This is a genomic window from Microbacterium sp. AK031 (assembly GCF_024807145.1).
Classification (GTDB): domain Bacteria; phylum Actinomycetota; class Actinomycetes; order Actinomycetales; family Microbacteriaceae; genus Microbacterium.
In genome coordinates this window covers 195,103-217,082 of sequence record NZ_JANUCA010000004.1, presented here as the reverse complement: position 1 = coordinate 217,082, position 21,980 = coordinate 195,103, and the positions used below count along the sequence as shown (strand labels likewise).

26 protein-coding genes and 1 pseudogene are annotated in these 21,980 nt (G+C 64.3%); 21 read left to right on the top strand and 6 right to left on the bottom strand.

What is annotated here, in order from left to right:
• The first annotated feature begins 17 nt into the window (after positions 1–17).
• The 3 genes from HDC95_RS10485 to ppsA all read left to right on the top strand — a co-directional run bounded on the left by HDC95_RS10485 (position 18) and on the right by ppsA (position 3,875).
• Positions 18–413, top strand: a complete 396-nt coding sequence (locus tag HDC95_RS10485; RefSeq protein ID WP_259063404.1) for a fumarylacetoacetate hydrolase family protein — start codon at positions 18–20, stop codon at positions 411–413.
• Between the two features lie 190 nt (positions 414–603).
• Positions 604–1,425 carry a pyruvate, water dikinase regulatory protein gene (locus HDC95_RS10480; protein ID WP_259063427.1) on the top strand — a complete coding sequence of 274 codons (822 nt, stop codon included), beginning with the start codon at positions 604–606 and terminating at the stop codon, positions 1,423–1,425.
• A 59-nt stretch (positions 1,426–1,484) separates the two neighbouring features.
• The gene (ppsA, locus tag HDC95_RS10475; protein ID WP_259063403.1) at positions 1,485–3,875 is read left to right on the top strand and encodes a phosphoenolpyruvate synthase; all 2,391 of its coding nucleotides are present in this window, start codon (positions 1,485–1,487) and stop codon (positions 3,873–3,875) included.
• Positions 3,876–4,371: 496 nt separating this feature from the next.
• Here the strand turns inward: ppsA and HDC95_RS10470 are convergent, their stop codons facing one another.
• The 3 genes from HDC95_RS10470 to HDC95_RS10460 form a co-directional block, all read right to left on the bottom strand.
• A complete protein-coding gene (locus HDC95_RS10470; protein WP_259063401.1) occupies positions 4,372–5,145 on the bottom strand; it encodes a glycosyltransferase family 2 protein in 774 nt (257 codons plus the stop codon).
• A 91-nt stretch (positions 5,146–5,236) separates the two neighbouring features.
• Complete coding sequence (locus HDC95_RS10465) at positions 5,237–5,437, bottom strand: CDGSH iron-sulfur domain-containing protein (RefSeq protein ID WP_259063399.1); 201 nt, start codon at positions 5,435–5,437, stop codon at positions 5,237–5,239.
• Positions 5,434–6,456, bottom strand: coding sequence for an iron-containing redox enzyme family protein (locus HDC95_RS10460; RefSeq protein ID WP_396652693.1), 1,023 nt, complete (start codon positions 6,454–6,456; stop codon positions 5,434–5,436). Before HDC95_RS10460 ends, HDC95_RS10465 begins: the two co-directional genes overlap by 4 nt.
• Before the next feature lie 232 nt (positions 6,457–6,688).
• On the opposite strand from HDC95_RS10460, the gene HDC95_RS10455 reads away from it, so the two are divergent.
• On the top strand, positions 6,689–6,862 hold the full coding sequence (locus HDC95_RS10455; RefSeq protein WP_259063395.1) for a hypothetical protein: 174 nt from the start codon (positions 6,689–6,691) through the stop codon (positions 6,860–6,862).
• 39 nt (positions 6,863–6,901) lie between these two features.
• A complete protein-coding gene (locus HDC95_RS10450; protein ID WP_259063394.1) occupies positions 6,902–9,304 on the top strand; it encodes a phosphoketolase in 2,403 nt (800 codons plus the stop codon).
• A gap of 76 nt (positions 9,305–9,380) precedes the next feature.
• Here the strand turns inward: HDC95_RS10450 and HDC95_RS10445 are convergent.
• Positions 9,381–10,110, bottom strand: a pseudogene (locus HDC95_RS10445) (alcohol dehydrogenase catalytic domain-containing protein).
• Between the two features lie 186 nt (positions 10,111–10,296).
• On the opposite strand from HDC95_RS10445, the gene HDC95_RS10440 reads away from it, so the two are divergent.
• The gene (locus tag HDC95_RS10440; protein ID WP_259063393.1) at positions 10,297–10,599 is read left to right on the top strand and encodes a DUF2188 domain-containing protein; all 303 of its coding nucleotides are present in this window, start codon (positions 10,297–10,299) and stop codon (positions 10,597–10,599) included.
• On the opposite strand, the gene HDC95_RS10435 is transcribed toward HDC95_RS10440, so the two are convergent.
• Positions 10,591–10,932, bottom strand: a complete 342-nt coding sequence (locus tag HDC95_RS10435) for a hypothetical protein (RefSeq protein WP_259063392.1) — start codon at positions 10,930–10,932, stop codon at positions 10,591–10,593. The genes HDC95_RS10440 and HDC95_RS10435 overlap by 9 nt on opposite strands.
• 182 nt (positions 10,933–11,114) lie before the next feature.
• Here HDC95_RS10435 and HDC95_RS10430 point away from each other — a divergent pair, with 182 nt between their 5' ends.
• Complete coding sequence (locus HDC95_RS10430; RefSeq protein WP_259063391.1) at positions 11,115–12,260, top strand: Vms1/Ankzf1 family peptidyl-tRNA hydrolase; 1,146 nt, start codon at positions 11,115–11,117, stop codon at positions 12,258–12,260.
• A complete protein-coding gene (locus HDC95_RS10425; protein WP_259063390.1) occupies positions 12,232–13,053 on the top strand; it encodes an SDR family oxidoreductase in 822 nt (273 codons plus the stop codon). Before HDC95_RS10430 ends, HDC95_RS10425 begins: the two co-directional genes overlap by 29 nt.
• Before the next feature lie 21 nt (positions 13,054–13,074).
• Here HDC95_RS10425 and HDC95_RS10420 read toward each other — a convergent pair whose 3' ends face one another.
• Positions 13,075–13,740, bottom strand: a complete 666-nt coding sequence (locus tag HDC95_RS10420; protein ID WP_259063389.1) for a ThuA domain-containing protein — start codon at positions 13,738–13,740, stop codon at positions 13,075–13,077.
• 150 nt (positions 13,741–13,890) lie between these two features.
• Here HDC95_RS10420 and HDC95_RS10415 point away from each other — a divergent pair, with 150 nt between their 5' ends.
• The 13 genes from HDC95_RS10415 (at position 13,891) to HDC95_RS10355 (ending at position 21,882) form a co-directional block, all read left to right on the top strand.
• Positions 13,891–14,043: a hypothetical protein gene (locus HDC95_RS10415; protein ID WP_259063388.1), complete on the top strand. Its 153-nt coding sequence runs from the start codon at positions 13,891–13,893 to the stop codon at positions 14,041–14,043.
• Positions 14,037–14,318 (top strand): hypothetical protein, encoded by a 282-nt coding sequence (locus tag HDC95_RS10410; protein ID WP_259063387.1) that lies wholly within the window; start codon positions 14,037–14,039, stop codon positions 14,316–14,318. The genes HDC95_RS10415 and HDC95_RS10410 overlap by 7 nt, the downstream gene beginning before the upstream one ends.
• Positions 14,315–14,875 carry a hypothetical protein gene (locus tag HDC95_RS10405; RefSeq protein ID WP_259063385.1) on the top strand — a complete coding sequence of 187 codons (561 nt, stop codon included), beginning with the start codon at positions 14,315–14,317 and terminating at the stop codon, positions 14,873–14,875. The genes HDC95_RS10410 and HDC95_RS10405 overlap by 4 nt, the downstream gene beginning before the upstream one ends.
• A gap of 123 nt (positions 14,876–14,998) precedes the next feature.
• Positions 14,999–15,454, top strand: coding sequence for an SRPBCC family protein (locus tag HDC95_RS10400; protein WP_259063384.1), 456 nt, complete (start codon positions 14,999–15,001; stop codon positions 15,452–15,454).
• Positions 15,455–15,498: 44 nt separating this feature from the next.
• Positions 15,499–15,810, top strand: a complete 312-nt coding sequence (locus tag HDC95_RS10395) for a hypothetical protein (protein WP_259063383.1) — start codon at positions 15,499–15,501, stop codon at positions 15,808–15,810.
• Positions 15,811–15,879: 69 nt separating this feature from the next.
• Positions 15,880–16,890, top strand: coding sequence for a YihY/virulence factor BrkB family protein (locus tag HDC95_RS10390; protein ID WP_259063382.1), 1,011 nt, complete (start codon positions 15,880–15,882; stop codon positions 16,888–16,890).
• Between the two features lie 31 nt (positions 16,891–16,921).
• Positions 16,922–18,247, top strand: coding sequence for an APC family permease (locus HDC95_RS10385; protein WP_259063381.1), 1,326 nt, complete (start codon positions 16,922–16,924; stop codon positions 18,245–18,247).
• Positions 18,237–18,719, top strand: a complete 483-nt coding sequence (locus tag HDC95_RS10380) for a GNAT family N-acetyltransferase (protein WP_259063380.1) — start codon at positions 18,237–18,239, stop codon at positions 18,717–18,719. The genes HDC95_RS10385 and HDC95_RS10380 overlap by 11 nt, the downstream gene beginning before the upstream one ends.
• Before the next feature lie 92 nt (positions 18,720–18,811).
• Positions 18,812–19,168 (top strand): hypothetical protein, encoded by a 357-nt coding sequence (locus HDC95_RS10375; protein ID WP_259063379.1) that lies wholly within the window; start codon positions 18,812–18,814, stop codon positions 19,166–19,168.
• A gap of 130 nt (positions 19,169–19,298) precedes the next feature.
• A complete protein-coding gene (locus tag HDC95_RS10370; protein WP_259063378.1) occupies positions 19,299–19,463 on the top strand; it encodes a hypothetical protein in 165 nt (54 codons plus the stop codon).
• On the top strand, positions 19,456–20,091 hold the full coding sequence (locus HDC95_RS10365) for a flavodoxin family protein (RefSeq protein WP_259063377.1): 636 nt from the start codon (positions 19,456–19,458) through the stop codon (positions 20,089–20,091). The genes HDC95_RS10370 and HDC95_RS10365 overlap by 8 nt, the downstream gene beginning before the upstream one ends.
• A gap of 34 nt (positions 20,092–20,125) precedes the next feature.
• Positions 20,126–21,748, top strand: coding sequence for a sodium-dependent transporter (locus HDC95_RS10360; RefSeq protein ID WP_259063376.1), 1,623 nt, complete (start codon positions 20,126–20,128; stop codon positions 21,746–21,748).
• Complete coding sequence (locus tag HDC95_RS10355) at positions 21,745–21,882, top strand: methionine/alanine import family NSS transporter small subunit (protein ID WP_259063375.1); 138 nt, start codon at positions 21,745–21,747, stop codon at positions 21,880–21,882. Before HDC95_RS10360 ends, HDC95_RS10355 begins: the two co-directional genes overlap by 4 nt.
• Positions 21,883–21,980: the final 98 nt, after the last annotated feature.

Sequence of the window (21,980 nt, the reverse complement as noted above, 5' to 3'; positions counted from 1 at the left end):
AAACCAAAGACCCTACCGTGGGTCAAGATCTGTCGGAGCGTACCGTCCAGTGGCAGGGGACTCCTGCGCAGTTCAGCATGGGTAAGTCGTTCGAGAATTTTGCCCCAATCGGACCCGTGATTGTTTCACTTGACGAGTTCGCTGATCCTAATGCGCTTGCGATTTCGACGACGATCATCGGTGCCGACGGCACCGTGAGTCGTGTGCAAGATAGCTCAACAGCACAACTGATCTTTCCGGTTGCTGAGCTCGTGAGCCGACTTTCGCAGACGGTCGAGTTGCTTCCGGGTGACGTCATTTTCACCGGGACACCGCCGGGGGTGGGCGCAGGTATGAAGCCGAACCGATTCCTCGTCTCCGGTGAGACGCTTTTCACCCAGATCGGAACGATCACGCAGCGATTCTCTAGCTGAGTAGTGACATTTTGGGGCCCGCGCGTGCATCGTGCGCGGGCTCCTTTTCATACTCTTGGCGTAATATTTGCCGTTCTTATCCTTGAAAACCTATGAATAAACCGAACTAGTTCTCCTAGCGTTGAGTCAGGTAGTGACTCAAGGAGTGGAGAACGACATCGAGACTTCAGCTCGAACGACCAGTTCAGACCTGCGCGGCAAGCGCGGGCTTCAGGCGGCCTACTTCGTCTCTGACAGCACCGGCATTACCGCAGAGACGCTCGGTAGCGCCCTGCTGGCGAACTTTCCTGGAGTCGAGTTTCGACGGCACACGATTCCGTTCGTCGACACCATCGCGGGCGCCCACAACGTGGCGCAAGATGTGCGAAAAGCCACAGTTGTTGGTGCCGAACCACTGGTCTTTGCAACAGTCAAGTCAGCTGAGATCCTCCGCGAACTCGGCGAGTCCGGCGCGGTGGTGATTGACCTACTAGGCGGTCACCTTCGTGAGCTGGAAGATGCGCTGGGTAGTCCCGCGTCAGAGCAACTTGGTCAGTACCACGGTGTGGGAAACATTGAGCGGTACTTCGCGCGGATGCGCGCCGTGGAGTACGCGATCGAGCACGATGACGGTCAGAGCATGCGTGCTCTTGACATTGCGGACGTCATTATCGTCGCGCCCTCTCGTTGCGGCAAGACGCCGACGACCATGTATCTCGCGCTTCAGTACGGGCTCTTGGTGGCGAACTACCCGCTTACCGATGACGACTATCCGGCCGACGGATTGCCCGCCGCAGTCTCTCGTTACGTCGACAAGTGCTTCGGCCTGACGACTACGCCATTGCGGCTGAGTCAGGTGCGTCACGAGCGTCGGCCGAGCTCGACGTATTCGAGTCTGGCGCAGTGCACGCTCGAGTTGCGCCGAGCTGAAGATCTTTATCGCCGCAATCGCGTGCCGTTTCTCAACTCGTCGACGAAATCTGTCGAAGAGATGTCGGCCGTCATCATGCAGTCCATGCGACTACGAAGTTGATCCATCGCTTCGTCAGCGAACCACCCATGCACACAATGCACAACACTTTAGGAGTCCTCATGACGAACATCCTCTGGTTCACCGAGATCGGTATGGGCGATGTTGCCCAGGTTGGTGGGAAGAACGCCTCACTCGGAGAGATGGTGTCAAATCTCTCGGATGCTGGGGTACGGGTGCCGGGAGGTTTTGCCACCACCGCAGGTGCGTACCGCGAGTTTCTCGCCGCAGATGGTCTGTATGACCGTATTCGCACGACTGTAGAAGCTCTAGACGTCAGTGACGTCGCAGAACTTGCTCGCGTCGGTGCAAACGTGCGCGAATGGATCGAGCAGCAGCCGCTACCGGCGCAGTTCGAAGGCGAGCTGCGTGCCGCCTATGCCGAACTCGTACAGGGCGACCCGGAGCCCGGCACAGTGTCATGGGCAGTGCGTTCAAGCGCAACGGCCGAAGACCTTCCAGACGCATCATTCGCAGGTCAGCAAGAGACCTTCCTGAACATCAATGGGATAGAGAACATCCTCACAGCGGTGCGCAGCGTGTTCGCTTCCCTCTACAACGACCGTGCCATCGCATACCGGGTGCACCACGGCTTTGACCACCATGACGTTGCGCTGTCTGCCGGCATCCAGCGCATGGTGCGTTCCGATGTCGGAGCATCCGGAGTCTTGTTCACTGTCGACACCGAGTCGGGGTTCGACCGCGCTGTCTTTGTTACTAGCTCTTACGGCCTGGGCGAAGCGGTCGTGCAGGGCGCGGTCAATCCTGACGAGTTCTACGCGTACAAGCCGGCACTCCGCGCGGGGCGTCCCGCGATTTTGAAGCGCTCGGTCGGTGAGAAGGCCATCAAGATGGTCTACGCCGACGGCACGCAGGCCGGCGCGAGCACCGTGTTCACCGATGTCGCGCTGGCCGAACGAGCACAGTTCAGCATTTCGGATGCTGAAGTTGAAGAGCTGGGACGCCAGGCGCTGGTGATCGAAAATCACTACGCCCGCCCGATGGACATCGAGTGGGGCAAAGACGGCATTGACGGACAGCTCTACATTCTGCAGGCGCGCCCCGAAACGGTGGTGTCGCGCACCGATGGCAACGTCATGCGCAGATCTGTACTCGCAGAACCGGGCACCGCAATCAGCATCGGTCGAGCGATTGGCCAGAAAATCGGTGCGGGCCCCGTGCGTGTGATGACATCGCTCGCACAGATGAGCGAGTTTCAGAAGGGGGATGTGCTCGTTGCAGACATGACCGACCCCGACTGGGAACCAATCATGAAGCAGGCTTCCGCCATCATCACCAACCGCGGTGGCCGCACGTGTCACGCGGCGATCATCGCTCGGGAACTCGGCATTCCTGCCGTCGTCGGCACCGGCGACGCCACCACGTTATTACACGATGGTCAGAGCGTGACCGTGTCATGCGCGGAGGGCGACAACGGCTTTATCTACGAGGGGATTCTTACCTTCGAAGAAGTCATCACGCGTCTTGACGAAATGCCCGAAAGCCCAACCAAGATCATGCTCAACGTGGGCACGCCTGACCAAGCCTTCGCCTTCTCGAAGCTCCCCAACAAGGGCGTCGGGCTTGCTCGACTCGAGTTCGTTATCAACCGTCAGATTGGGATTCACCCGCGGGCGCTTCTTGAGTTCGACACATTGCCGGTCGCGCTGCAGGCAGAGATCTCAGAGCGCATCGCACCGTACGAATCGCCCCGCGACTACTTCGTGAAGCGGGTCGCCGAAGGCATATCCATGATCGCTGCGGCATTCGCTCCGGAACCGGTGATCGTTCGCCTCTCGGACTTCAAATCAAACGAGTACGCAAACCTCATCGGCGGAGAGCTGTACGAACCCCACGAAGAGAACCCGATGCTCGGTTACCGCGGCGCATCTCGTTACATCTCGGCTGACTTCCGTGAATGTTTCGACATGGAATGCGAGGCAATTCGCTTCGTTCGCGATGAAATGGGTCTCACAAATGTCGAGATCATGGTGCCCTTTGTGCGCACAGTGGGAGAAGCCCATGCGGTCATCGAACTTCTCGGTCAGAACGGGCTGAGTCGTGGCGAGAACGGGCTCCGCGTCATCATGATGTGTGAACTCCCATCGAATGCAGTTCTCGCCGACGAGTTTCTCGAGTACTTCGACGGCTTCTCGATCGGATCGAACGATATGACACAGCTCACCCTCGGCCTCGACCGTGACTCCGGACTTGTCGCCGCGACGTTCGACGAACGTGATCCAGCGGTGTTGAAGATGCTGTCGATGGCGATCGAAGCATGCCGCCGTGCAGGGAAGTACGTCGGTATCTGTGGTCAAGGACCAAGTGATCATCCCGATCTAGCCGAATGGCTCGTTGCCCAGGGCATCGAATCGATGTCACTCAACCCCGACACTGTAGTAGAAACCTGGTTGCGGCTGTCCAAGCAGACTCAGGTTGCCGTGAGCTCCTAGTTCCTAAGCGGCATCACTCAGGTGCAGGCGCGGCACCTCGGAGTGTCAAAATTTGGGCAATCTGGTGAACTCGATGACACCTACCACCACCACCAGATCGACACTGACAGCATTATTCGCGCAGCTCTCGACGTCGCTCAATGACGAGCTTAGGCGGGCCGTCGCAACAGACAGAAGGCTCTTCGCCCACGGCGTACAGCGAGGACTCGCGGCGTTCAGACGCGTCCATGCCCGCGCGCTGTCAGGTGACCCCCAGGTGTCCCCGAGCATCCCGAGGGTGTTGATTCTCAGCGAGTCTGGAGTGTGTGGAGTGCCTCGCGAGCGGGAAATGGGCCCGTGTAAAAGACCTGATTAGGTGTACTAATTAGCGTGATTCTGCGGTAGAATTGGCAGCAGTTGATTGATCGGGCAAGAGTGCAATTTCACCCTGCGAAGGTGGAGACCTCGCAAGGGGTCCAGGGGTTCAAATCCCCTCGTCTCCGCCATAAATGGCTGTTCAGAGTTCCTTTCCGGAACAGGCCGAACTACGATGGCCCCGCTGTACCGACAGCCTCTGTCGCAGCACCCTGGTCGGGTTCGCGGCGTTTCTGATCCGGCCGCCGCAGTACTGCACGCCGCCTCGGGCTCGAAGCCCGACAGCGAGCCGGGTCGCAATGCTGCGCTCGGCGATCCAGAGCGGAATCCAGAACACGCTCGACCGCGGGAACACCGTCGATCCGTGATCGCGCTGGCTGCCGTACTCGGCGACAGCCATCGACAGCACCACCAGCATCACGATCGCGCCGGGCCGACGCCGCAGGCAGATCAGGATCGGGAGGACTGATGCTTCGAGCAGCAGCCTGCCGGGTTGCGCGAAGCTGTCGTAGGCCTGACGCACACGCTGCGACAGAAAGTGCTCCACGCTCGGTGGACGGCGCGCGATGAGCAGGTCGCGCGGGTGCGCACCGTGCCGCCGATCGCCTGCACCGTGCGCTCCAACTCGAGGTTCTCGAACAGGGACATCGGCGTCGTATCCTCCCGCCGCCGTTATCGTCGACCGGCGCCGCGCATAGGTGCCCGGATATTCAGACCCCAACGCGCGATTGAGCAGGCTGCGAGCTGTGTCCCACCTGGCGCGCCATGGAGCTGGGGCGAAGTAGTTCTGCGGTTTCACCAGGTCGGCTGACGTGAGATCAGCGACGATCGATGCCAGCGCATCGCCCTCATAACGGACGTCGTCGTCGGCGATCACGATCGCTTCGTGCCGAGACAGCTTGGTGTCGATCAGCACACCTCGTACCTTCCCATTCGAACCGTGTCCGACGGTCACGGGCCGGTGCCGAACCAACCCCAGCCGCGCTCGGCTTCGAGGCGCACGCCGATCAGTCCTCGGTGCGGAACCCGGCGGCCTTGTGCGTGCCGTCGCAGAACGGCTTGATCGTCGACAACCCGCATCGGCACAGCGCGACGGTGCGACGATGGCGTTCGATCGTCTCGCCGTCTGCCGCGACGAGGTCTATGTCTCCGCGTACGAGCAGCGGCCCGTCCGGATACGGAGTGATCGTCGCTCTGTCCCGGCTCATCCCCGCACCTCCGTGCGCAGGGACGACTCGCCGTTGCTCCATGCATCCAGAATGTGGGTGCCCACCCATCCGTCCACAGCAAGGCACGCTGCCGCTCCGAACATGATGTCCGGCAGCAGATCGGGGCGATCCTCGGCGAGCGTACCCGCCAGGTCGCGCCCAGCGATCTGCTCATGCACGGCATCTGCTTCGACGTGCTCGTCGAAGTAGTCAGTGACGTCTTCTCCGAAGCCGAGGCGGCGCATCCCGTCGCCGTAGAGGCGGTTCGGGATCGACGAGGTCATCTCGAACGCTGCGAGATGCCCGACGATCGCTCCGAGGAGGTTTCTGTTGATGCCGAACATCGACATCATGTTGTGCGAGGCGAGCGTGAGCGCCGGCACCGCGTCGACGTAGGCCCCGTACGTGTCGTCGAGGCCGGCGCCGCGCATGGTGGCCGCGAAGATCGCGGCATGCATGCGATCAGGGCGTCCGCCGCCGTATTCGTCGGACTGGATCTCCACGAGCGCAGCCTTGGCCCGCCCGTGCAGGCGGGGGATGGCCCAGGAATGCGGGTCGGCTTCGTGAAGGGTGTAGATCGAACGCTGCATCAGGAACTCCCGCGCCTGTTCCAGCGTCGCCTTCTTCGCGACGTAGCGCGAGAGGCTCGGGCCGGCATCAGCGCCCGTGAGTGCGAAGAGCGCTCGGCTGACGGCATCCGCAGTCGGCGTCGGCAGTTCCGGCACCGCGACGGCGCTTCGGATGCTGCTTTCGAATCGCGCTTCCAGAATGCGCCGCGTCTCGATCAGCTGCGGGTCCCATTCCAGATCCGGCGAGAATGCGTCGATCGCGCCGTAGGACGACGCGTAGAGGGTGAACAGGGCGACCTGGATGTCATCGTCGCGGGCGATGTCGGGCGTCTCGTCTGCGACCCGACGTGCGAGTGCACAGTGATCCGTATCCTCTCCGCCAGTGAGCCTGCGCAGCACGGCATCGCTGAGAGGCCCGCGTGCTGTGTATCCGGCATCAGAAATGCCGATCGCGACGGGCTCAGCGGACGAGGGGTAGGTGAGTGACACGGACGGCTCCGATCCTGAAGGGAGATCAAGCATGCTGCCGCGGGAGAAGAAAGAGTGAGGGGCTTGACGTCCGTGCGTCCCACGTCTAGCGGCCGCTTCGCCTGCATAACGCGCAGTTCGTCCGTCGGTCAACCCCCTGGCATCTCACGTGGCTCGCTCGTCATGATGGGTCGACCGATGGAAGGAGCACATGATGTCCGATCAGAGGGACCCGCTCGAGGAACAGCAGATCACCGACGTGCCACTCGAAGAGACCAGGGAAGATGACTCGGGGTTCGACCCGATCACACCCGACGGCGTCGACGAGGGTAAGCCGGCAGTGCCGGACCCCAAAGAATCTCAGAACCCACCTCCGCGCCGGGCGTGAGCGCTGCCGGATGCCGCGGAACCGCACGAGATCTCGCCCATGACTGAGGCGGAGCAGTCCCTCGACCGGATCGACCGCTGGTGGAGGGCAGCGAACTACCTGAGCGTCGGGCAGATCTACCTGCAGGATGACGCGACTCTTTCCCGCCCTCTGTCTGTGGATGACATCAAGCCTCGGCTACTGGGCCACTTCGGAACAGTGCCAGGGCTCAACCTTGTCTATGCGCATGTGAATCGGGTGATCGTCGAACGCGACGAGCCCGTGCTGTTCATCGCCGGACCAGGGCATGGCGGGCCGGCGATGAATGCGAACGCCTGGCTCGACGGCACGTACTCGGAGCTGTACACCGACGTGACACGGGATGCTGCCGGCATGCGTGAGCTGTTCCACCAGTTCTCCTACCCGGGCGGCGTCCCGAGCCATACCGCCCCGGAGACCCCAGGCTCCATCCAGGAAGGCGGAGAGCTGGGCTATTCACTCGCCCACGCCTTCGGTGCAGCCCTGGACGATCCCGACCTCACCGTGGTGTGCGTGGTCGGGGACGGCGAAGCGGAGACTGGGCCATTGGCGACGGCATGGCACGGCAGCAGATTTCTGGATCCGCGTCGCGACGGCATGGTGCTGCCGGTCCTGCACCTCAACGGCTGGAAGATCGCCAACCCCACGCTCCTCGCGCGGATACCGGAACACGAGCTGGCCGCGCTCATGACCGGATACGGTTACGACCCGATCTTCGTCACGATCTCCGCGACGGAGCCGACGGCCGATGTGCACGCACGATTCGCCGAGGCGCTGGATCGTGCATTCAGCGGTATCGAACAAGTGCGCGCTGCTGCCTTCACCGGCGATCGCCGACCATGGCCGATGATCGTGCTCCGCTCTCCCAAGGGATGGAGCGGGCCGGAAGAGGTCGACGGCACACCCATCGAAGGAACATGGCGCTCGCACCAGGTGCCGCTCAGCGACGTACGCAATGACGACGGGCACCGACGGATGCTGGAGGAATGGCTGCGCTCGTATCGACCGACGGAGCTGTTCGACGACTCCGGTGCGCCGCGCGAGGCGACGGCGGGTTGGGGGCCGAAGGGCGCCCGACGGATGAGCGCGATCCCGCAGGCGAACGGCGGGAGGATCAGCAGAAGGCTGGATCTGCCGGGTATCTCCGACCACGCGGTTCCGGTCGAATCTCCTGGCGGCGCCGAAGCCGGGGCGACCCAGATCCTCGGAGCGTGGTTGGCCGACGTCATCGGGCGCAACCCGGAGACGTTCCGCATCTTCAGCCCGGACGAACTCGAGTCCAACCGTCTGGCTGCGGTGTTCGACGTGACCGCGAAGCAGTGGAACGCCGACACGGAAGCGGTGGATGAGCACCTCGCTCCGCACGGACGCGTGATGGAGGTTCTCAGCGAGCACCTATGCCAGGGCTGGCTCGAGGGGTACACGCTCACGGGCCGCCACGGTGTGTTCACGTCATATGAGGCATTCATCCACATCGTCGACTCGATGTTCAATCAGCACGCGAAGTGGCTGGAGGCCAGCGCGGGCGTTCCATGGCGCGAGCCGCTGCCCGCGTTCACATATCTGCTGTCGAGCCATGTCTGGCAGCAGGATCACAACGGCTTCACACATCAGGATCCGGGATTCATCGACCTCGTCCTCAACAAGAGCGTCGAAGTCGTGCGCGTGTATCTGCCGTTCGACGCGAACACTCTGCTGGTGACGATGACGCAATGCCTCGAGGCCACCGACCGCATCAACGTCGTCGTCGCAGGCAAGAAGCCAGCGCCGCAATGGCTGAACCTGGACCAGGCCCGTGACCACGTTCTACGTGGGATCGGCGAGCTGGGGTGGGCCGGGACGACACGACCGGCAGCGACTCCCGACGTCGTGCTCGCCGCCGCGGGCGATGTGCCCACCCAGGAGGTCATCGCCGCCGCAGAGCTGCTGCGTGACAGCATCCCGGAGCTGAAGGTGCGCGTCGTCAACGTCGTCGACCTCGCGACGCTCCAGTCGCCGGACCAACATCCGGCAGGGCTGGAGGACGCAGCCTTCGATGCGCTGTTCACGACGCACCGGCCGGTCATCTTCGCGTACCACGGCTATCCCGCACTCATCCATCGCCTCACTTACAGGCGGAACGGTCATGAGAACCTGCACGTGCACGGCTACCGCGAGCGCGGCACCACGACGACGCCGTTCGACATGGTCATGCTCAACGACATCGACCGATATCGGCTCGCCATCGACGTGATCGACCGCGTACCCGGGCTCGCCGAAAGCGCCTCGGAGGCTCGCGCCACGTTCGCGACCGCGCGCGAGGATGCTCGTCGTCACACCCGCGAGCATGGCGTCGACATCCCCGCCGTCGCCGACTGGAACTTCACACCGTCGCCGACTGGACCTCCACAGAGGCGATCGACCGCACGACCGCGCGACGAGTGAGTCGGGTGCGGAGACCGACTGATCAGGAGATGACGGTCGGCTCCGGTTCCCGAATCCCCTCGGGCAGGGGGTTCAGTCAGGGGTTCAATACGACCTTGATGCAGCCGTCCTCTTTGCGCTGGAACGTTCCGTACAGATCCGGTGCCGAGCCGAGTGACGCGTGGTGCGTGGCGAGGTCGAGCACGCCGAGCGGATCCGCGGGGTCCTCGACAAGCGGGATGATCTCATCCACCCAGCGTTTGACGTTGCACTGACCCATGCGCAGGTTCAGCTGCTTGTCGAACATCGTCTTCATCGGCAGGATGTCGGCGTCCCCGGCATAGACGCCGCTGAGTGACACCGTCCCGCCTCTGCGCACGAGATCGATCGATGTGGTTGTAGTCGGCGAGGGGCACCCAGAGATACTCCGCCTGCCCGCCGGGAATCTGGCCGTACAGCTTCGCATAACCGAAAAGTGCCGCACCGCTACCGTATTCGCGGACCTGCGTGGTCTCGCACTGCGATTGCAGGCCGCCACGGCACATGAAGCAGTGCCCGCAGGCGATGTTGAACGCGATCACGACGCGGTCGCCGACAGCCAGCTCCGCCACCTCTGCCCCGACGTCCACCACCGTCCCCATCGGTTCGTGGCCGAGGATGTCTCCACGGTCGATGAACGGACCCAGCAACTCGTACTGATGAAGGTCGGAGCCGCAGATGGCAGAAGACGTCACCGTGATGATGGCATCCGTCGGCTGCTCGATCACCGGATCGTCCACCCGTTCGACCGTCACGTTGCGTTTGCCCTGCCAGGTGAGTGCCTTCATGTCTTCCTCCGTCTCGTGCCGCGACACTCGCAGACGGCGGGGCCGACGCCAAACGGGTTGACAAGCAGGCGAAGTTGTCGGAACCTTCATCGTCTCGGTGTCAAGGGCCTCGATGGCTCGTGTACGACGTCTTAGCGTTGCGGCAGGTCAGGACCGAGCACGACGTCATGCCGGGAGGTTTGGATTTTGTCACATCTGGATGTGGTCACCAGGGACAAGCAGGGCCAATGGGTCAACGAGGTGGAGGGAGCGAACGAGCTCTCCCTCAGCTTCAGCAGCCGGGAAGAGGCCGTCGCCGCAGGCCTTGAGTTCGCCCGGCAGCACGGTTCTCGGCACACCGTGGAGGAGGCGATTCCGAGCGGTGTGATCACAGACGGCGGCGGGCCGGGTGATGGCGTGGCCGTCGTCGGTGAACGCCCGGCGCGGTCGGACGGACTGCCCGAGACGACGGATGAGAACGGCATGCCGCTGGAGAACCCGTCAGGATGATCCGTTGTCGTGCGGGTGGGACTGGTCGGTCGGCTCGGTCATCTCGTCGACGAGGAAGATCCCGCCCGTCGAGCTCACCGAGTTCATGAGATCTTCGATCCATCGGCCGTTGATCGCGGGCGGCCGCGGATCGTCGAACACGAATCGCAACGGTATCGAGGGGTGCAACCAGATCGTGGACCGACCGCGGGGCTCGCCGTCGGGATGCTTCCAGGACAGCGTGAAGCTCTCGTGTCGGCGGAGCCGGGTGGCGATGACGACTTTTAGATGCGCGAGGGTTCGATCCTCGATATGGATCGGGCTCCCGGAACCGTCGTAGAAGAGAGTGCCCATGACTGAACGGTAGACCTGTTGAGCCCCGATGTCAGAGGCAATCGGACGAGCCCCCTCAACGGATGATCGCGCGATGTCAACCCCCGATGGTGAATCAGGGCGCCGGGAAGAGACTAGTGCCGACGAGCAACGAGCAACGAGCAAGGAGGAGACGAACATGTCCGAATCTCAGCGGAGCGACGATGAGTGACCTCGGCCTGGTGGAATTGCTCGGCCGTCCCGGTCCCTGGACCAGTGCCTACGTCGACGGTCCGGGTGCACTTCCGCAGGTCGAAGAGGAGGCTCTTCGACGCTCCGTGCGCGAAAGACTCGAAGCGGCCGGCGCACCTGCTGAGGATGCATCGGCGATCGAGTCGGCGCTCGCCACACGCAACGAGCTGCCGAGTCCCTCCGCCCGTGTCGTTCTGGCATCCGCCGGGCGCATCGAACTCGATCGGGGTTTCGTCGGCGCGAGAATGGGGCCGGAACGCCTCGGGCACGGACCTGTGCCGACGATGCTTCCGCTGCTCCGGCATCTCAGCGCTGCCACACGCTACCTCGTCGTCGAGACGAGCCGTGATGGCGCCGACATCCGCCTGGAGACATCGGGTCGAGGACGAACCGACGCGGATGCTGAGATCGAAGGCGAAACGGACGGCATGACGAAGGTCCAGGCAGGAGGGTGGTCGCACGCTGCCTACCAGCGGTACGCCGAGAACCTTTGGAAGCACAACCAAGAGGAAGTCGCGGCCGCCGTCAGCGACCTCATCAGAGAACAGCACCCGGCGTTCGTCGCTCTCTCCGGCGACGTGCGCGCACGACAGCTGCTGATCGAGGCACTGACCGCGACGGAACGCGAACTCGTCGTGGAAGTCGACGCGCACACGCGCGCTGACGGCGCGGATTCGACGGAACTCGACTCGGCGATCGCTCGATCCATCGCGGAGCATGCGCGCTCCACGATCCGGGAAGTTCGCGATCGTGCCGCGACCGACAGCGGCAGCGGCGGGGCGGAGGGCCTCGCCGAGGTCACCGCGGCACTGCAGCAGGCGCGTGTGCAGACGCTGCTGCTCGATGGGCGGATGCTCGACGACGACCGGTCGTTGCTCGCGCTCGACGCGCCGCCGTGGGTGGCGACCGACGCATCGGAGAGCCTCGGTGCCAGTGTCCTGGCCAGCGTGACCGCAGCCGAGGCCTTGGCGCGAGCGGCGGTTCTTACAGACGCGCGGATCCTGATCGAGGATGACGAACCCACTGCGGACGATGCACCGAGACAGAGCCGACCCGTTCGGGATCCGGTGGCGGTGCTGCGATGGGCGGATGACGCGGACGCGAACGATGGAAGCTGAACACGAACCGCGTCGTGCGATCGTCACAGGCTCGGACTCCGGCATCGGCCGCGCGACGGCAGTCGCACTCGCCGCCGCAGGCCTCGACGTCGCAGTGACCTGGCACACCGACCAGGAAGGAGCGGAGCAGACCGCGGCAGAGGTGCGCAGCCATGGCTCCAGAGCCGTCGTCGCTCAGCTCGATGTCACCGACATCCCGGCGTGCGGCGACGTCATCGACGAGATGATCGACGAACTCGGTGGCGTCGACGTCTTCGTCAACAACGCCGGCATCGGCTCGCACACACCGTTCCTCGACCTCTCACTCGAAGAGTGGAACCTCGTCTTCGACACTGACCTGACGGGTGCCTTCGTGTGTCTGCAGCGCGCCGCGCGTTCGATGGTCGCCGCGGGGCGAGGCGGCAGGCTCATCGCCGTGACGAGCGTGCACGCGCATCAGCCCATGGTGGGATACTGCGCGTACGACGCAGCCAAGCACGGCCTCGACGGACTCATGAAGAACCTGGCTCTCGAGCTCGGCGCCCACGGCATCAGTGCAGTGAGCGTCGCACCCGGCGCGATTGCGATATCCACGTCCGCTGAGACGGAGACCGACCCCAGGCGGATCGATCGCCCCGGGATTCCTCTGGGGCGCCCGGGCGACGCCCGCGAGGTCGCCGCGCTCATCGCGTTCCTGGCGTCGCCGGAGGCCGCGTACATCTCCGGCACATCACTGGTGATCGACGGCGGCATGCTCCAGATGGGTCCGCAGGCCGGCGCAGCCATCACAGAGCACGATTGGCGAACGGTCTGAGCCGCGTGCCCCGGTGGCTGCTCAGCTCTCCTGCACGCGTCGGGTCGCCCACAGACTGAGCTGCTGGATAAGACTCCGGTGGCCAGCGGAGTCGTATGACCGTTCGTCGTGTCCGAGCACGTCCACCGCGACGCGTGACGTGCCGACCTCGCGGACCCATACGGCAGGTTCTGCTGATCCGTCACCGGCGTGCGTGGCGACTATCAGGCTCGATCCGACGCGCTGCAGGCGGCAGTAGCGCTCGTCAGCCAGGGTGAAATCCCGGACCTGCCGACCATCGGGCATCACAGCGCCGGTGATCTCCATCTGCCCGAACGGAGGATGGTGGGAGAGCCCAGGCAACCAGATCGCGCCTACAGATGCTCCCCACTCGGGGTAATCACGCAGCGATGCGACTGCACAATGAAACGCCAGCACACCTATACCCCGCTCGAGAGCCGCCGCAAGTCCGTGAATCGAGTCTTCCGCCGGTGCGGCACTCGGCTGCTCGGCACGCCACGGGTCACCGGCGTTCACGACGAGAAGGTCTATCCCCGACAGCGAGCGCATGGCGCGATCCACGTCGTCATCGATCGCCACGTCGAAACCCGAATCTGACAGGACATCCGCGATGCGGGGGCTCGTACGGGGGAACGGATGCCAGGGATCGGCATATCTGCCCGTCCCGCTGGCGATCAGAGCACGCATCCGGTTCCTCTCGTCGACGGCTCCCGGGGTGGTCGAGTTCGACATTACCCATAGTGCTCGCCACGGATGGATTCGGCGATGTCAACCCCCGGTCCTCATCGACCGTTGACGTCGAGACTAAAGGTCGACAACGAGAAGAGGAGCCCCCTCATGTCCGATCCGCGCGCGATTCCCGATGAGGAGCGACCGTTCATCCCCGAGGAGCAGATTCCGGCGAAGGAGAGCACCGACTTCGACGCCGACACCGCCGACGATCTCGACGTCGAAAGCGGTCCCGAGCCCGCCGACTCCCATGAATGGTGATCCACGACCGAAAAGAGCGGTGGGCGGACGCCGATGTCGTCTGGCGAGACCCGGTTGGTGTCGCTGAGGAACGCGTTCCGCTCCGCACGGCTGCTGCTGGCGGCGAAGGCCGCCCTCGCAGTGGGATCGCCTGGGCGCTCGCCCCGCACATGCCCGGCGTGACGGATGAGTATCCGTACTACGCGCCGCTCGGCGCGCTGCTGAGCATGTACCCGACCTTGATGGAGTCGGCCAAGTCGGGTGTGCAGACCCTGCTCGGGCCAGGACTCCGATGACTACTCGCTGGGATATCTCACCCAGATGGCGGTCGGAGCATGAGATCGGCGACGCGGTGTCCGATTCATGGCCACCTGAACGCGATGGATGGGCGCGGGATACCGCGGCCCTGGCCGACACCTCCCGTGAGGTGCGCCAGGCATTGGACGAGGCCGACGCCAGTCGTAAGGGAAATCCCAGGGCGATGCGCGGTCGGCACGACACCTCCGAGGTGCACGACCGCCTGGAGTCGCTCGAGCGGATCGCCGTGCGCATCCGTGACATCTCGGAGACGCTCGCCGACGCCATCTGGGAACGACCAGGGGGACTGGGCCTTGACCCGAAGCTCGCCGGGCCGCTGAGCGAGGCATGCAGGCGCGTCGCCGACTGCATCGAACAGGAGGAGGACGACAGCGCGGACGCGCATCGATCGCGCGAAAGCGCAGCACGGGCGGTTCGCGTCCTGCTGGACGCGGTGGATCAGGTGAGTGTCAGCTCAGGTCAGACGGTCGGTCCTGGAGCGCTCATCTGCATGCATCTGCGGCGGATACTGCTGCTGTTGCGCGCGCGCGAATGATCACGGCGATCGCGGCATCGATGTGCACGATCGCGCATCTCGGAGCCCGCGTCAAGCCCCCTGACACAACGCGACGGCGCGCGCTGAATGGGGGAAGGACAACCGATCAGTGAGGAGAATCTCATGGCGCAGATCATCGAGACCATCGACGTGGACGTACCCGTCAGCGTGGCGTACAACCAGTGGACCCAGTTCGAGAGCTTTCCGGAGTTCCTCGACGAGGTCGTGTCGCTGACGCAGGTGACGGACACGCTCACCCGGTGGAAGGTCAACGTCGGGGGAGTAGAGCGAGAGTTCGACGCGGAGATCACCGAGCAGCACCCGGATGAGCGCGTCGCCTGGACGAGCATCGGCGCAGAGACGGCGCATGGGGGAGCAGTGACCTTCCACAGGCTCACCGACACCTCGACCCGCGTGAGCGTGCAGCTCGATTGGGAGCCGAGCGGGCTCGTGGAGAGTGTGGGGGCGGCTCTCGGGGCAGGTTCTCATGCGGTGAAGAAGGACCTCAAGAACTTCAAGGAATTCATCGAGAGCCGAGGCGCGGAGACCGGTGCATGGAGAGGCGACGTCGACACCTGAGGAGGGTGTTCGGAGCAGCTTCCGCCATGCGCTACGGTCAGCATATGGGCTCCATTCAGTACGGCGGGTCGGAGGACCCCATTCACATCGAGGATCGCGCGCTGGCGCACCTCAAAGTCGTCATCGCCACGAAGCTGCGTCGCCAGGAGTCCTTCACTCTTTCGTGGAAGCACGCCGACGGCGACCCGGCGGGCCGCTCCACGATCTGGGTTCACCCGTCGATCCCGTTGCGCTTCGTCTTCGATGAGCCGGAGGCCGGATCGCTGAACGCGCGGTGGATCGAGAAGCTGATGCACTCGGCGAACTCGACGGGTGGCATCTCCCTGGTCGATGAGGTGCTCGAGACGCAGGACTGACCCGGGGCTGCGCGCGGCCGCGGTGTCAAGGGGCATCGTGCGGCGGCAGCGGTGCGCGAGAGTGTGGGGATGGCCACGCGCTCATGGACCTTCGCCCTCAGGCGGATCTTCCGTGCTTTCGCCGCAGACGGCTGCGCCGACATCGCCGCAAGTCTCGCCTTCTACGCGATCCTCGCACTGCTGCCGGCGACGATGGTCGGATTCTCGATCCTCAGTGTGCTCGGGCGTGACGACGAGACCGCACGCATCCTGCTCGATGTCGTGCGTGCGATCGCGCCGGGCGAAGCGGCGAGCGGGGTCGGTGACTTTCTGCAGGAGCTCGCCGATCTGAGGATGTCGGGCTTTCTGCTCGTGTTCGGCGTACTGCTGTCGATCTGGTCGATGGGGCGTTACGTCGCCGTGCTCGGGCGGGGGATGAACCGCATCTACGGCGTACAGGAAGGGCGACCCCTCCTGACGCTCAAGCCGACCCAGCTCGCCATCGCCGTGGTCGCGATCCTCTGCGCAGTGATCGCCGTTCTGCTCATCGTCGGTTCAGGTCCCGTCGCACAGGCTGTCGGAGACGCTTTCGGGATCGGCGAGGTCGTGCTCTTCGTCTGGCGCATCGCGAGGTGGCCGCTGCTCGTCGTACTGGTGGTGTTCGTCGTCGCATTCCTCTACTACTTCACCCCGAACGTCCGACCGCCGCGCTTTCGCTGGATGAGCCTCGGCGCTGCTGCGGCGATCGCGGTGCTGGCGATAGCCTCCGCGGGATTCGGCGCCTACATCGCAGGATTCTCGAACTACGACCGCATCTATGGATCGTTCGCCGGAGTCATCGTGTTCGCGCTGTGGATGTGGATCGCGAACATGGCCCTGCTCGTCGGAGTGGAGTTCGATGCAGAAGTCGAGCGCATTCGCGAACTCCACGCCGGAGTGCACGCGGAGAGGCAAGTGCAGTTGCCGCTGCGTGATGCCAGCCGAATCGCCAAGGCGGTGCGCAAGGACAGGGCCGACGAGGCCAAGGCGCGCCGGATCCGTGCAGAGAGCACGGATGACGAGCACACCTCAGGAACACCGCCCACTTGTCAAGGGCTATGAACGCATCGTGAACCGACTCTAGGTTTGGGCGATGACGAAACAGACAGAGGCGCCCTCGCGACTGCGTCGTGCGATCACCGGACCGATGCTCTTCGCCTTCATTCTGGGAGATGTGTTGGGCGCCGGGATATACGCCCTCATGGGCGTGCTGTCGGCACAGGTGGGCGGGATGCTGTGGGCACCGCTTCTGCTCGCATTGCTGCTCGCGCTGCTGACGGCCGGCTCGTACGCCGAGCTCGTCACGAAGTATCCGCGCGCCGGAGGCGCGGCGGTCTTCGCCGAGCGCGCGTTCCGCAGCCGCATCGTGTCGTTCCTGGTCGGCTTCAGCATGCTCGCAGCCGGGATCGTGAGCGCAGCCGGACTCGCGATCGCATTCGCCGGGGACTATCTCCAGACCTTCCTCCCTGTTCCCTCGATTCCCGCCGCGATGGTCTTCCTCGTCATCGTCGCCGCTCTCAACGCACGCGGCATCCGCGAGTCGATGGGCGCGAATCTCGTGATGACGGCGATCGAACTCAGTGGTCTCGTGATCGTCATCGCCGTCGTCGGGTTCTTCGTGGCCGGTGGCGGGGGAGATGCGTCACGCGTGATGGAGGCGCCGGAGGGCACCGGTGTCGGGGTGGCGGTACTCGGAGGTGCGATCATCGCCTACTACTCCTTCGTCGGCTTCGAGACATCGGCGAATGTGATCGAAGAGGTCAGGGAGCCGTCGAAGACATACCCGAAGGCGCTGTTCGCCTCCCTCCTCACCGCGGGCGCCGTGTATGTGCTTGTGGGGCTGGCAAGTTCCGTGGCGCTTCCCGCCGACGAGCTTCAGCAGTCCAGTGGGCCTCTTCTCGCCGTCGTGGAGGCGACCGGCGCGGGGGTGCCGTCCTGGCTGTTCAGCCTGATCGCCCTGATCGCTGTCGCCAACGGCGCGCTGCTCACGATGATCATGGCGAGCCGGCTCACCTACGGGATGGCGCAGCAGGGTCTCTTGCCCGAAGGGCTCGGACGTGTGCTTCCACGCAGGAGGACTCCGTGGGTGGCGATCATGGCGACGACCTTGGTGGCGATGCTGTTGACATTGATCGGCGATCTCGCGACGCTGGCGGAGACAGTCGTGCTTCTGCTGCTGTTCGTCTTCCTCAGCGCCAATGTCTCGGTGCTCGTGCTGCGCCGCGACCCGGTCGAGCACGACCATTTCCGGGTGTGGACGTTCGTCCCTGTGCTCGGCATCGCATCCTGCATCCTGCTCCTGACTCAGCAGCGCGGCATCGTGTGGCTCTTCGGCGCCGGACTCCTTCTGGTGGGCCTCGGGCTCTTCGCACTCGCGCAGTGGGCGCGCCGGCGCAGTGGAGTGCGTGATGCCGAGTGACCTTGAGATCGCTCTGTCGCGGATCTCACCTGACGACGCCGGCGAGGTTCTCACCGTCCAGCGCGCTGCCTTCGCCTCGGAGGCGTTGATCTACGGCACGGCCGATATGCCGCCGCTCACGCAGACGCTCGACGAGCTGCGCGCCGAGCTGGCGGACGCGAACGGCTGGGTCGCTCGTGTGGGTCCGCGGCTGGTCGGTGCGATCCGGTACCGCGAGACCGACGACCTGCTGCTCATCGGGCGGATCGCCATCGCTCCGGATCTGCAGGGCTTCGGAATCGGCAGGGCGCTGCTCGGGGCTGCCGAGCGCGACTCGCGGGCACCGGAAGCGGAGCTGTTCACCGGCAGCCTGAGTGAGGCCAACGTGCGACTGTACGAGAGCTGCGGCTATCGGATCGCCGATCGCGTGGATCAGGGCGACGGGACGACACAGCTCTTCATGCGCAAGCAGCTCGATACCACGTCACGCTGACCCTTATACCTCCGCGGCGTGCGCCGGTCAACCCGATCGGATCGGCGCCGCTGTCGGCTCTAACGTGAGCGCATCAGACGAAAGGATGCATCATGTCGAACCCGAACATCACCCCACTGCCGCTGCCGGATGATGACCGTCAAGAGCGGGCCACGATGGAGGTCGACGGAGACGCTGTGCTCGACCCGGACGTCGATGAACGTCTCATCGACAGCGCGAGCGCCGACCGCCTCGCGAGCGAAGAAGAGACATCGCTGTCCGAGCCGGCGGTGGAGGACCAACCGGATGTGCTCGGCGCCGACGTGCCGGCTGGCGGAGCGGGAGCGGACTCAGGTTCGGTGGACGCCGTCCAGGTCGATCCCGACGATGAGGCCGCAATCGCGAACAGCTCGCCGATGAACGACGAGCCAGGCGTGGGTACTCGAGGCGCTGATCGATCGGGCGAGTGAGCGGGGTCGATTACCACCGCTGGAATTGGGCGTCAACCCCCACGACGACGCACGCGTCTGATGCCACGCTCAATAGTCATACGGAGGACGGCTCCCGCTGCCCTCCACCTCAACGGGCAGGAGTCCCAGCATGAACATCGCACTCATCATCATCATCGTCGTCGCGATCATCTTGGCCATCGTCGGAGGACTCAACACGGCACTCAACTGGTTGCTGTGGGTCGCCATCGTCGTGGCGGTGATCGCTCTGATCGCGTTCCTCTTCCGGGTGATCAGCGGCCGCAACCGTGTCTGACACCCACCAGGACGTCTTGAGCGTGCAGGTGAGAGCACTCCTCATCACCTGCACGCTCAAGCCGTCTCCGGCTGAGTCGAGTTCAGAACTCCTCAGCAGCCAGATGTCGACGTTCCTCACCCAGCACGGCGTGGAGTGCGAGAGCGTTCGAGCCGTGGATCACGTCATTCTTCCCGGCGTGCAGAAGGACATGGGAGAGGGCGACGAGTGGCCTGCGCTACGAGAGAAGGTGCTGAACTCGGACATCGTGGTGTTCATCACACCGACCTGGCTCGGACAGCACTCGAGCGTCGCACAGCGCGTGCTCGAGCGCCTCGACGCCGAGTTGAGTGAGACGGATGCCGGCGGGCGCCCGATCCTGTTCGACAAGGTCGCCGTCGCCGCCGTCCTGGGAAACGAGGATGGTGCCCACCACATCATCGCGGTGCTCTTCCAGGCACTGAACGACGTGGGCTTCACGGTTCCCGCGCAGGGATCGGTGTACTGGAACGGCGAGGCGATGCACACCACCGACTACAAAGACCTGGAGCAGACGCCCGAGAAGGTCACCTCGTCGATCACGACCTCCCTGACCAACGCGATGCACCTGGCGGGGCTGCTGCGCGGATCGGCGTATCCGAGGTCGTAGCAGGCGCAGTCTGCTCTGCGGTAACGTCTCGGACATGGCCACCGCTACGACGCAGACCCGCAAACGCGAGGCATTCGGCTCACGGAATGTCTTCATCCTCTCGGCGATCGGCTCCGCCGTCGGACTCGGCAACATCTGGCGCTTCCCCTACGTCGCCTACGAGGGCGGTGGCGGGGCGTTCCTCATCCCCTACCTGTGCGCGCTGCTGACCGCCGGCATCCCGCTGCTCTTCTTCGACTACGCGATCGGACACCGCTTCCGCGGTTCCGCTCCGCTCGCGTTCCGACGTATGCACCGGGCCGCTGAACCGCTCGGCTGGTGGCAGGTGCTCATCTGCGTCGTGATCGCCGTGTATTACGCGGTCATCGTCGCGTGGGCGGCGATGTACACGTGGTTCTCCGCGCAGCTCACCTGGGGAGCGGGAAACGAGAACGACTTCTTCTTCACCGATTTCCTGCAGTCAGCTGACGTCGCGGAGGGCGGAATCTCGACGGACTTCGTGCCCCAGGTCGGTATCCCGCTGGTCGTCGTCTGGCTTGTCGTCATCGTGATCATGGCCCTCGGCGTCAAGCGCGGCATCGGCAGGGCGAACATGATACTCATGCCGCTGCTCACCGTCATGTTCGCGATCCTCGTCGTGCAGTCGCTGTTCCTGCCCGGAGCGATGGACGGTCTCAACGCCTTCTTCACCCCGAACTGGGAGGCGCTGGCCAACCCAGGCGTGTGGGCATCGGCGTACGGGCACATCTTCTTCTCGCTGTCGGTCGCCTTCGGCATCATGGTGACCTATTCGTCCTACCTCAAGCGCAAGACCGACCTGACCGGGTCCGGTCTCGTGGTGGCGTTCGCCAACTCCGGGTTCGAGATCCTCGCGGGCATCGGCGTGTTCGCCGCGCTCGGATTCATGGCTCAGGTGCAGGCGACGGACGTCTCCGGCGTCGCATCGTCGGGAATCGGACTGGCCTTCATCGCCTTCCCGACCATCGTCTCCCAGGCGACGGGCGGCTCGATCATCGGCGTCCTGTTCTTCGGTGCACTGGTGTTCGCCGGCATCACGTCGCTCATCTCCATCCTCGAGGTGATCGTCGCAGCCCTTCAGGACAAGCTCGGCTGGCGACGTGTTCGCACAACCCTCACCGTGTCGATCCCGCTCGCGGTGATCTCGATGGCGCTCTTCTCGACGACGACGGCGCTCACGGTGCTCGACACGGCCGACGCCTTCGTCAACGCCTTCGGCATCATGGCGGTCGCCCTTGTCGCGGTCATCGTCGTCGCCTGGGTGTTCCACAAGCTGCCGGTGCTGAAGGAACACCTCAACCGACGCTCCAGCTTCCGCATCGGGCGAGTCTGGATACTGCTGGTCGGCGTGCTCGCGCCCGTCGTGCTCGGCTATCTGCTCGTCAGCGAGCTCATCACGAAGATCTCGGAACCCTACGGCGGCTACCCCACCTGGTTCCTGGGCGTATTCGGCTGGGGATTGGTCATTGCACTGGTCGTGATCGGGATCCTGCTCTCGCTCATGCCGTGGAGCGGACGTTCGCAGGCCAAGGACGATCCGGACTACGACGACTTCCTCGTCGATGAACATTACGACGCCGATCCCGAGACCGGCGCGATCCACACCACGACGTCGCAGGAGAAGGGACTGGGCGCATGACCACGACAGCCATCATCATGATGATCATCGCGATCGTCACGGTCTGGGGCGGTCTGATCGCCGCGATCGTGAACCTCGCACGCCACCCCGAGGTCGCAGAGTCCGAGCCGGAGACGCTGCGCGTCGAACTCTGAGCATCACCACGAGACGGCTGCGCTGATCACTCACGCATCCGCTGTGTCGGCATCCCGCCGGTCACCGCTGTCGGCCTCATACGGGAGCGTGCTGCACG

Coding starts and splice junctions, on each gene's coding strand:
- HDC95_RS10430 (WP_259063391.1), top strand. CDS start 11,115: ATGAGTGACCTCGGCCTGGTGGAATTGCTCGGCCGTCCCGGTCCCTGG.
- HDC95_RS10410 (WP_259063387.1), top strand. CDS start 14,037: ATGGTGATCCACGACCGAAAAGAGCGGTGGGCGGACGCCGATGTCGTC.
- HDC95_RS10400 (WP_259063384.1), top strand. CDS start 14,999: ATGGCGCAGATCATCGAGACCATCGACGTGGACGTACCCGTCAGCGTG.
- HDC95_RS10435 (WP_259063392.1), bottom strand. CDS start 10,932: ATGGGCACTCTCTTCTACGACGGTTCCGGGAGCCCGATCCATATCGAG.
- HDC95_RS10375 (WP_259063379.1), top strand. CDS start 18,812: ATGTCGAACCCGAACATCACCCCACTGCCGCTGCCGGATGATGACCGT.
- HDC95_RS10450 (WP_259063394.1), top strand. CDS start 6,902: ATGACTGAGGCGGAGCAGTCCCTCGACCGGATCGACCGCTGGTGGAGG.
- HDC95_RS10380 (WP_259063380.1), top strand. CDS start 18,237: ATGCCGAGTGACCTTGAGATCGCTCTGTCGCGGATCTCACCTGACGAC.
- HDC95_RS10415 (WP_259063388.1), top strand. CDS start 13,891: ATGTCCGATCCGCGCGCGATTCCCGATGAGGAGCGACCGTTCATCCCC.
- HDC95_RS10370 (WP_259063378.1), top strand. CDS start 19,299: ATGAACATCGCACTCATCATCATCATCGTCGTCGCGATCATCTTGGCC.
- HDC95_RS10405 (WP_259063385.1), top strand. CDS start 14,315: ATGACTACTCGCTGGGATATCTCACCCAGATGGCGGTCGGAGCATGAG.
- HDC95_RS10390 (WP_259063382.1), top strand. CDS start 15,880: ATGGCCACGCGCTCATGGACCTTCGCCCTCAGGCGGATCTTCCGTGCT.
- HDC95_RS10420 (WP_259063389.1), bottom strand. CDS start 13,740: ATGCGTGCTCTGATCGCCAGCGGGACGGGCAGATATGCCGATCCCTGG.
- HDC95_RS10425 (WP_259063390.1), top strand. CDS start 12,232: ATGACGCGGACGCGAACGATGGAAGCTGAACACGAACCGCGTCGTGCG.
- HDC95_RS10465 (WP_259063399.1), bottom strand. CDS start 5,437: ATGAGCCGGGACAGAGCGACGATCACTCCGTATCCGGACGGGCCGCTG.
- ppsA (WP_259063403.1), top strand. CDS start 1,485: ATGACGAACATCCTCTGGTTCACCGAGATCGGTATGGGCGATGTTGCC.
- HDC95_RS10385 (WP_259063381.1), top strand. CDS start 16,922: ATGACGAAACAGACAGAGGCGCCCTCGCGACTGCGTCGTGCGATCACC.
- HDC95_RS10455 (WP_259063395.1), top strand. CDS start 6,689: ATGTCCGATCAGAGGGACCCGCTCGAGGAACAGCAGATCACCGACGTG.
- HDC95_RS10360 (WP_259063376.1), top strand. CDS start 20,126: ATGGCCACCGCTACGACGCAGACCCGCAAACGCGAGGCATTCGGCTCA.
- HDC95_RS10355 (WP_259063375.1), top strand. CDS start 21,745: ATGACCACGACAGCCATCATCATGATGATCATCGCGATCGTCACGGTC.
- HDC95_RS10395 (WP_259063383.1), top strand. CDS start 15,499: ATGGGCTCCATTCAGTACGGCGGGTCGGAGGACCCCATTCACATCGAG.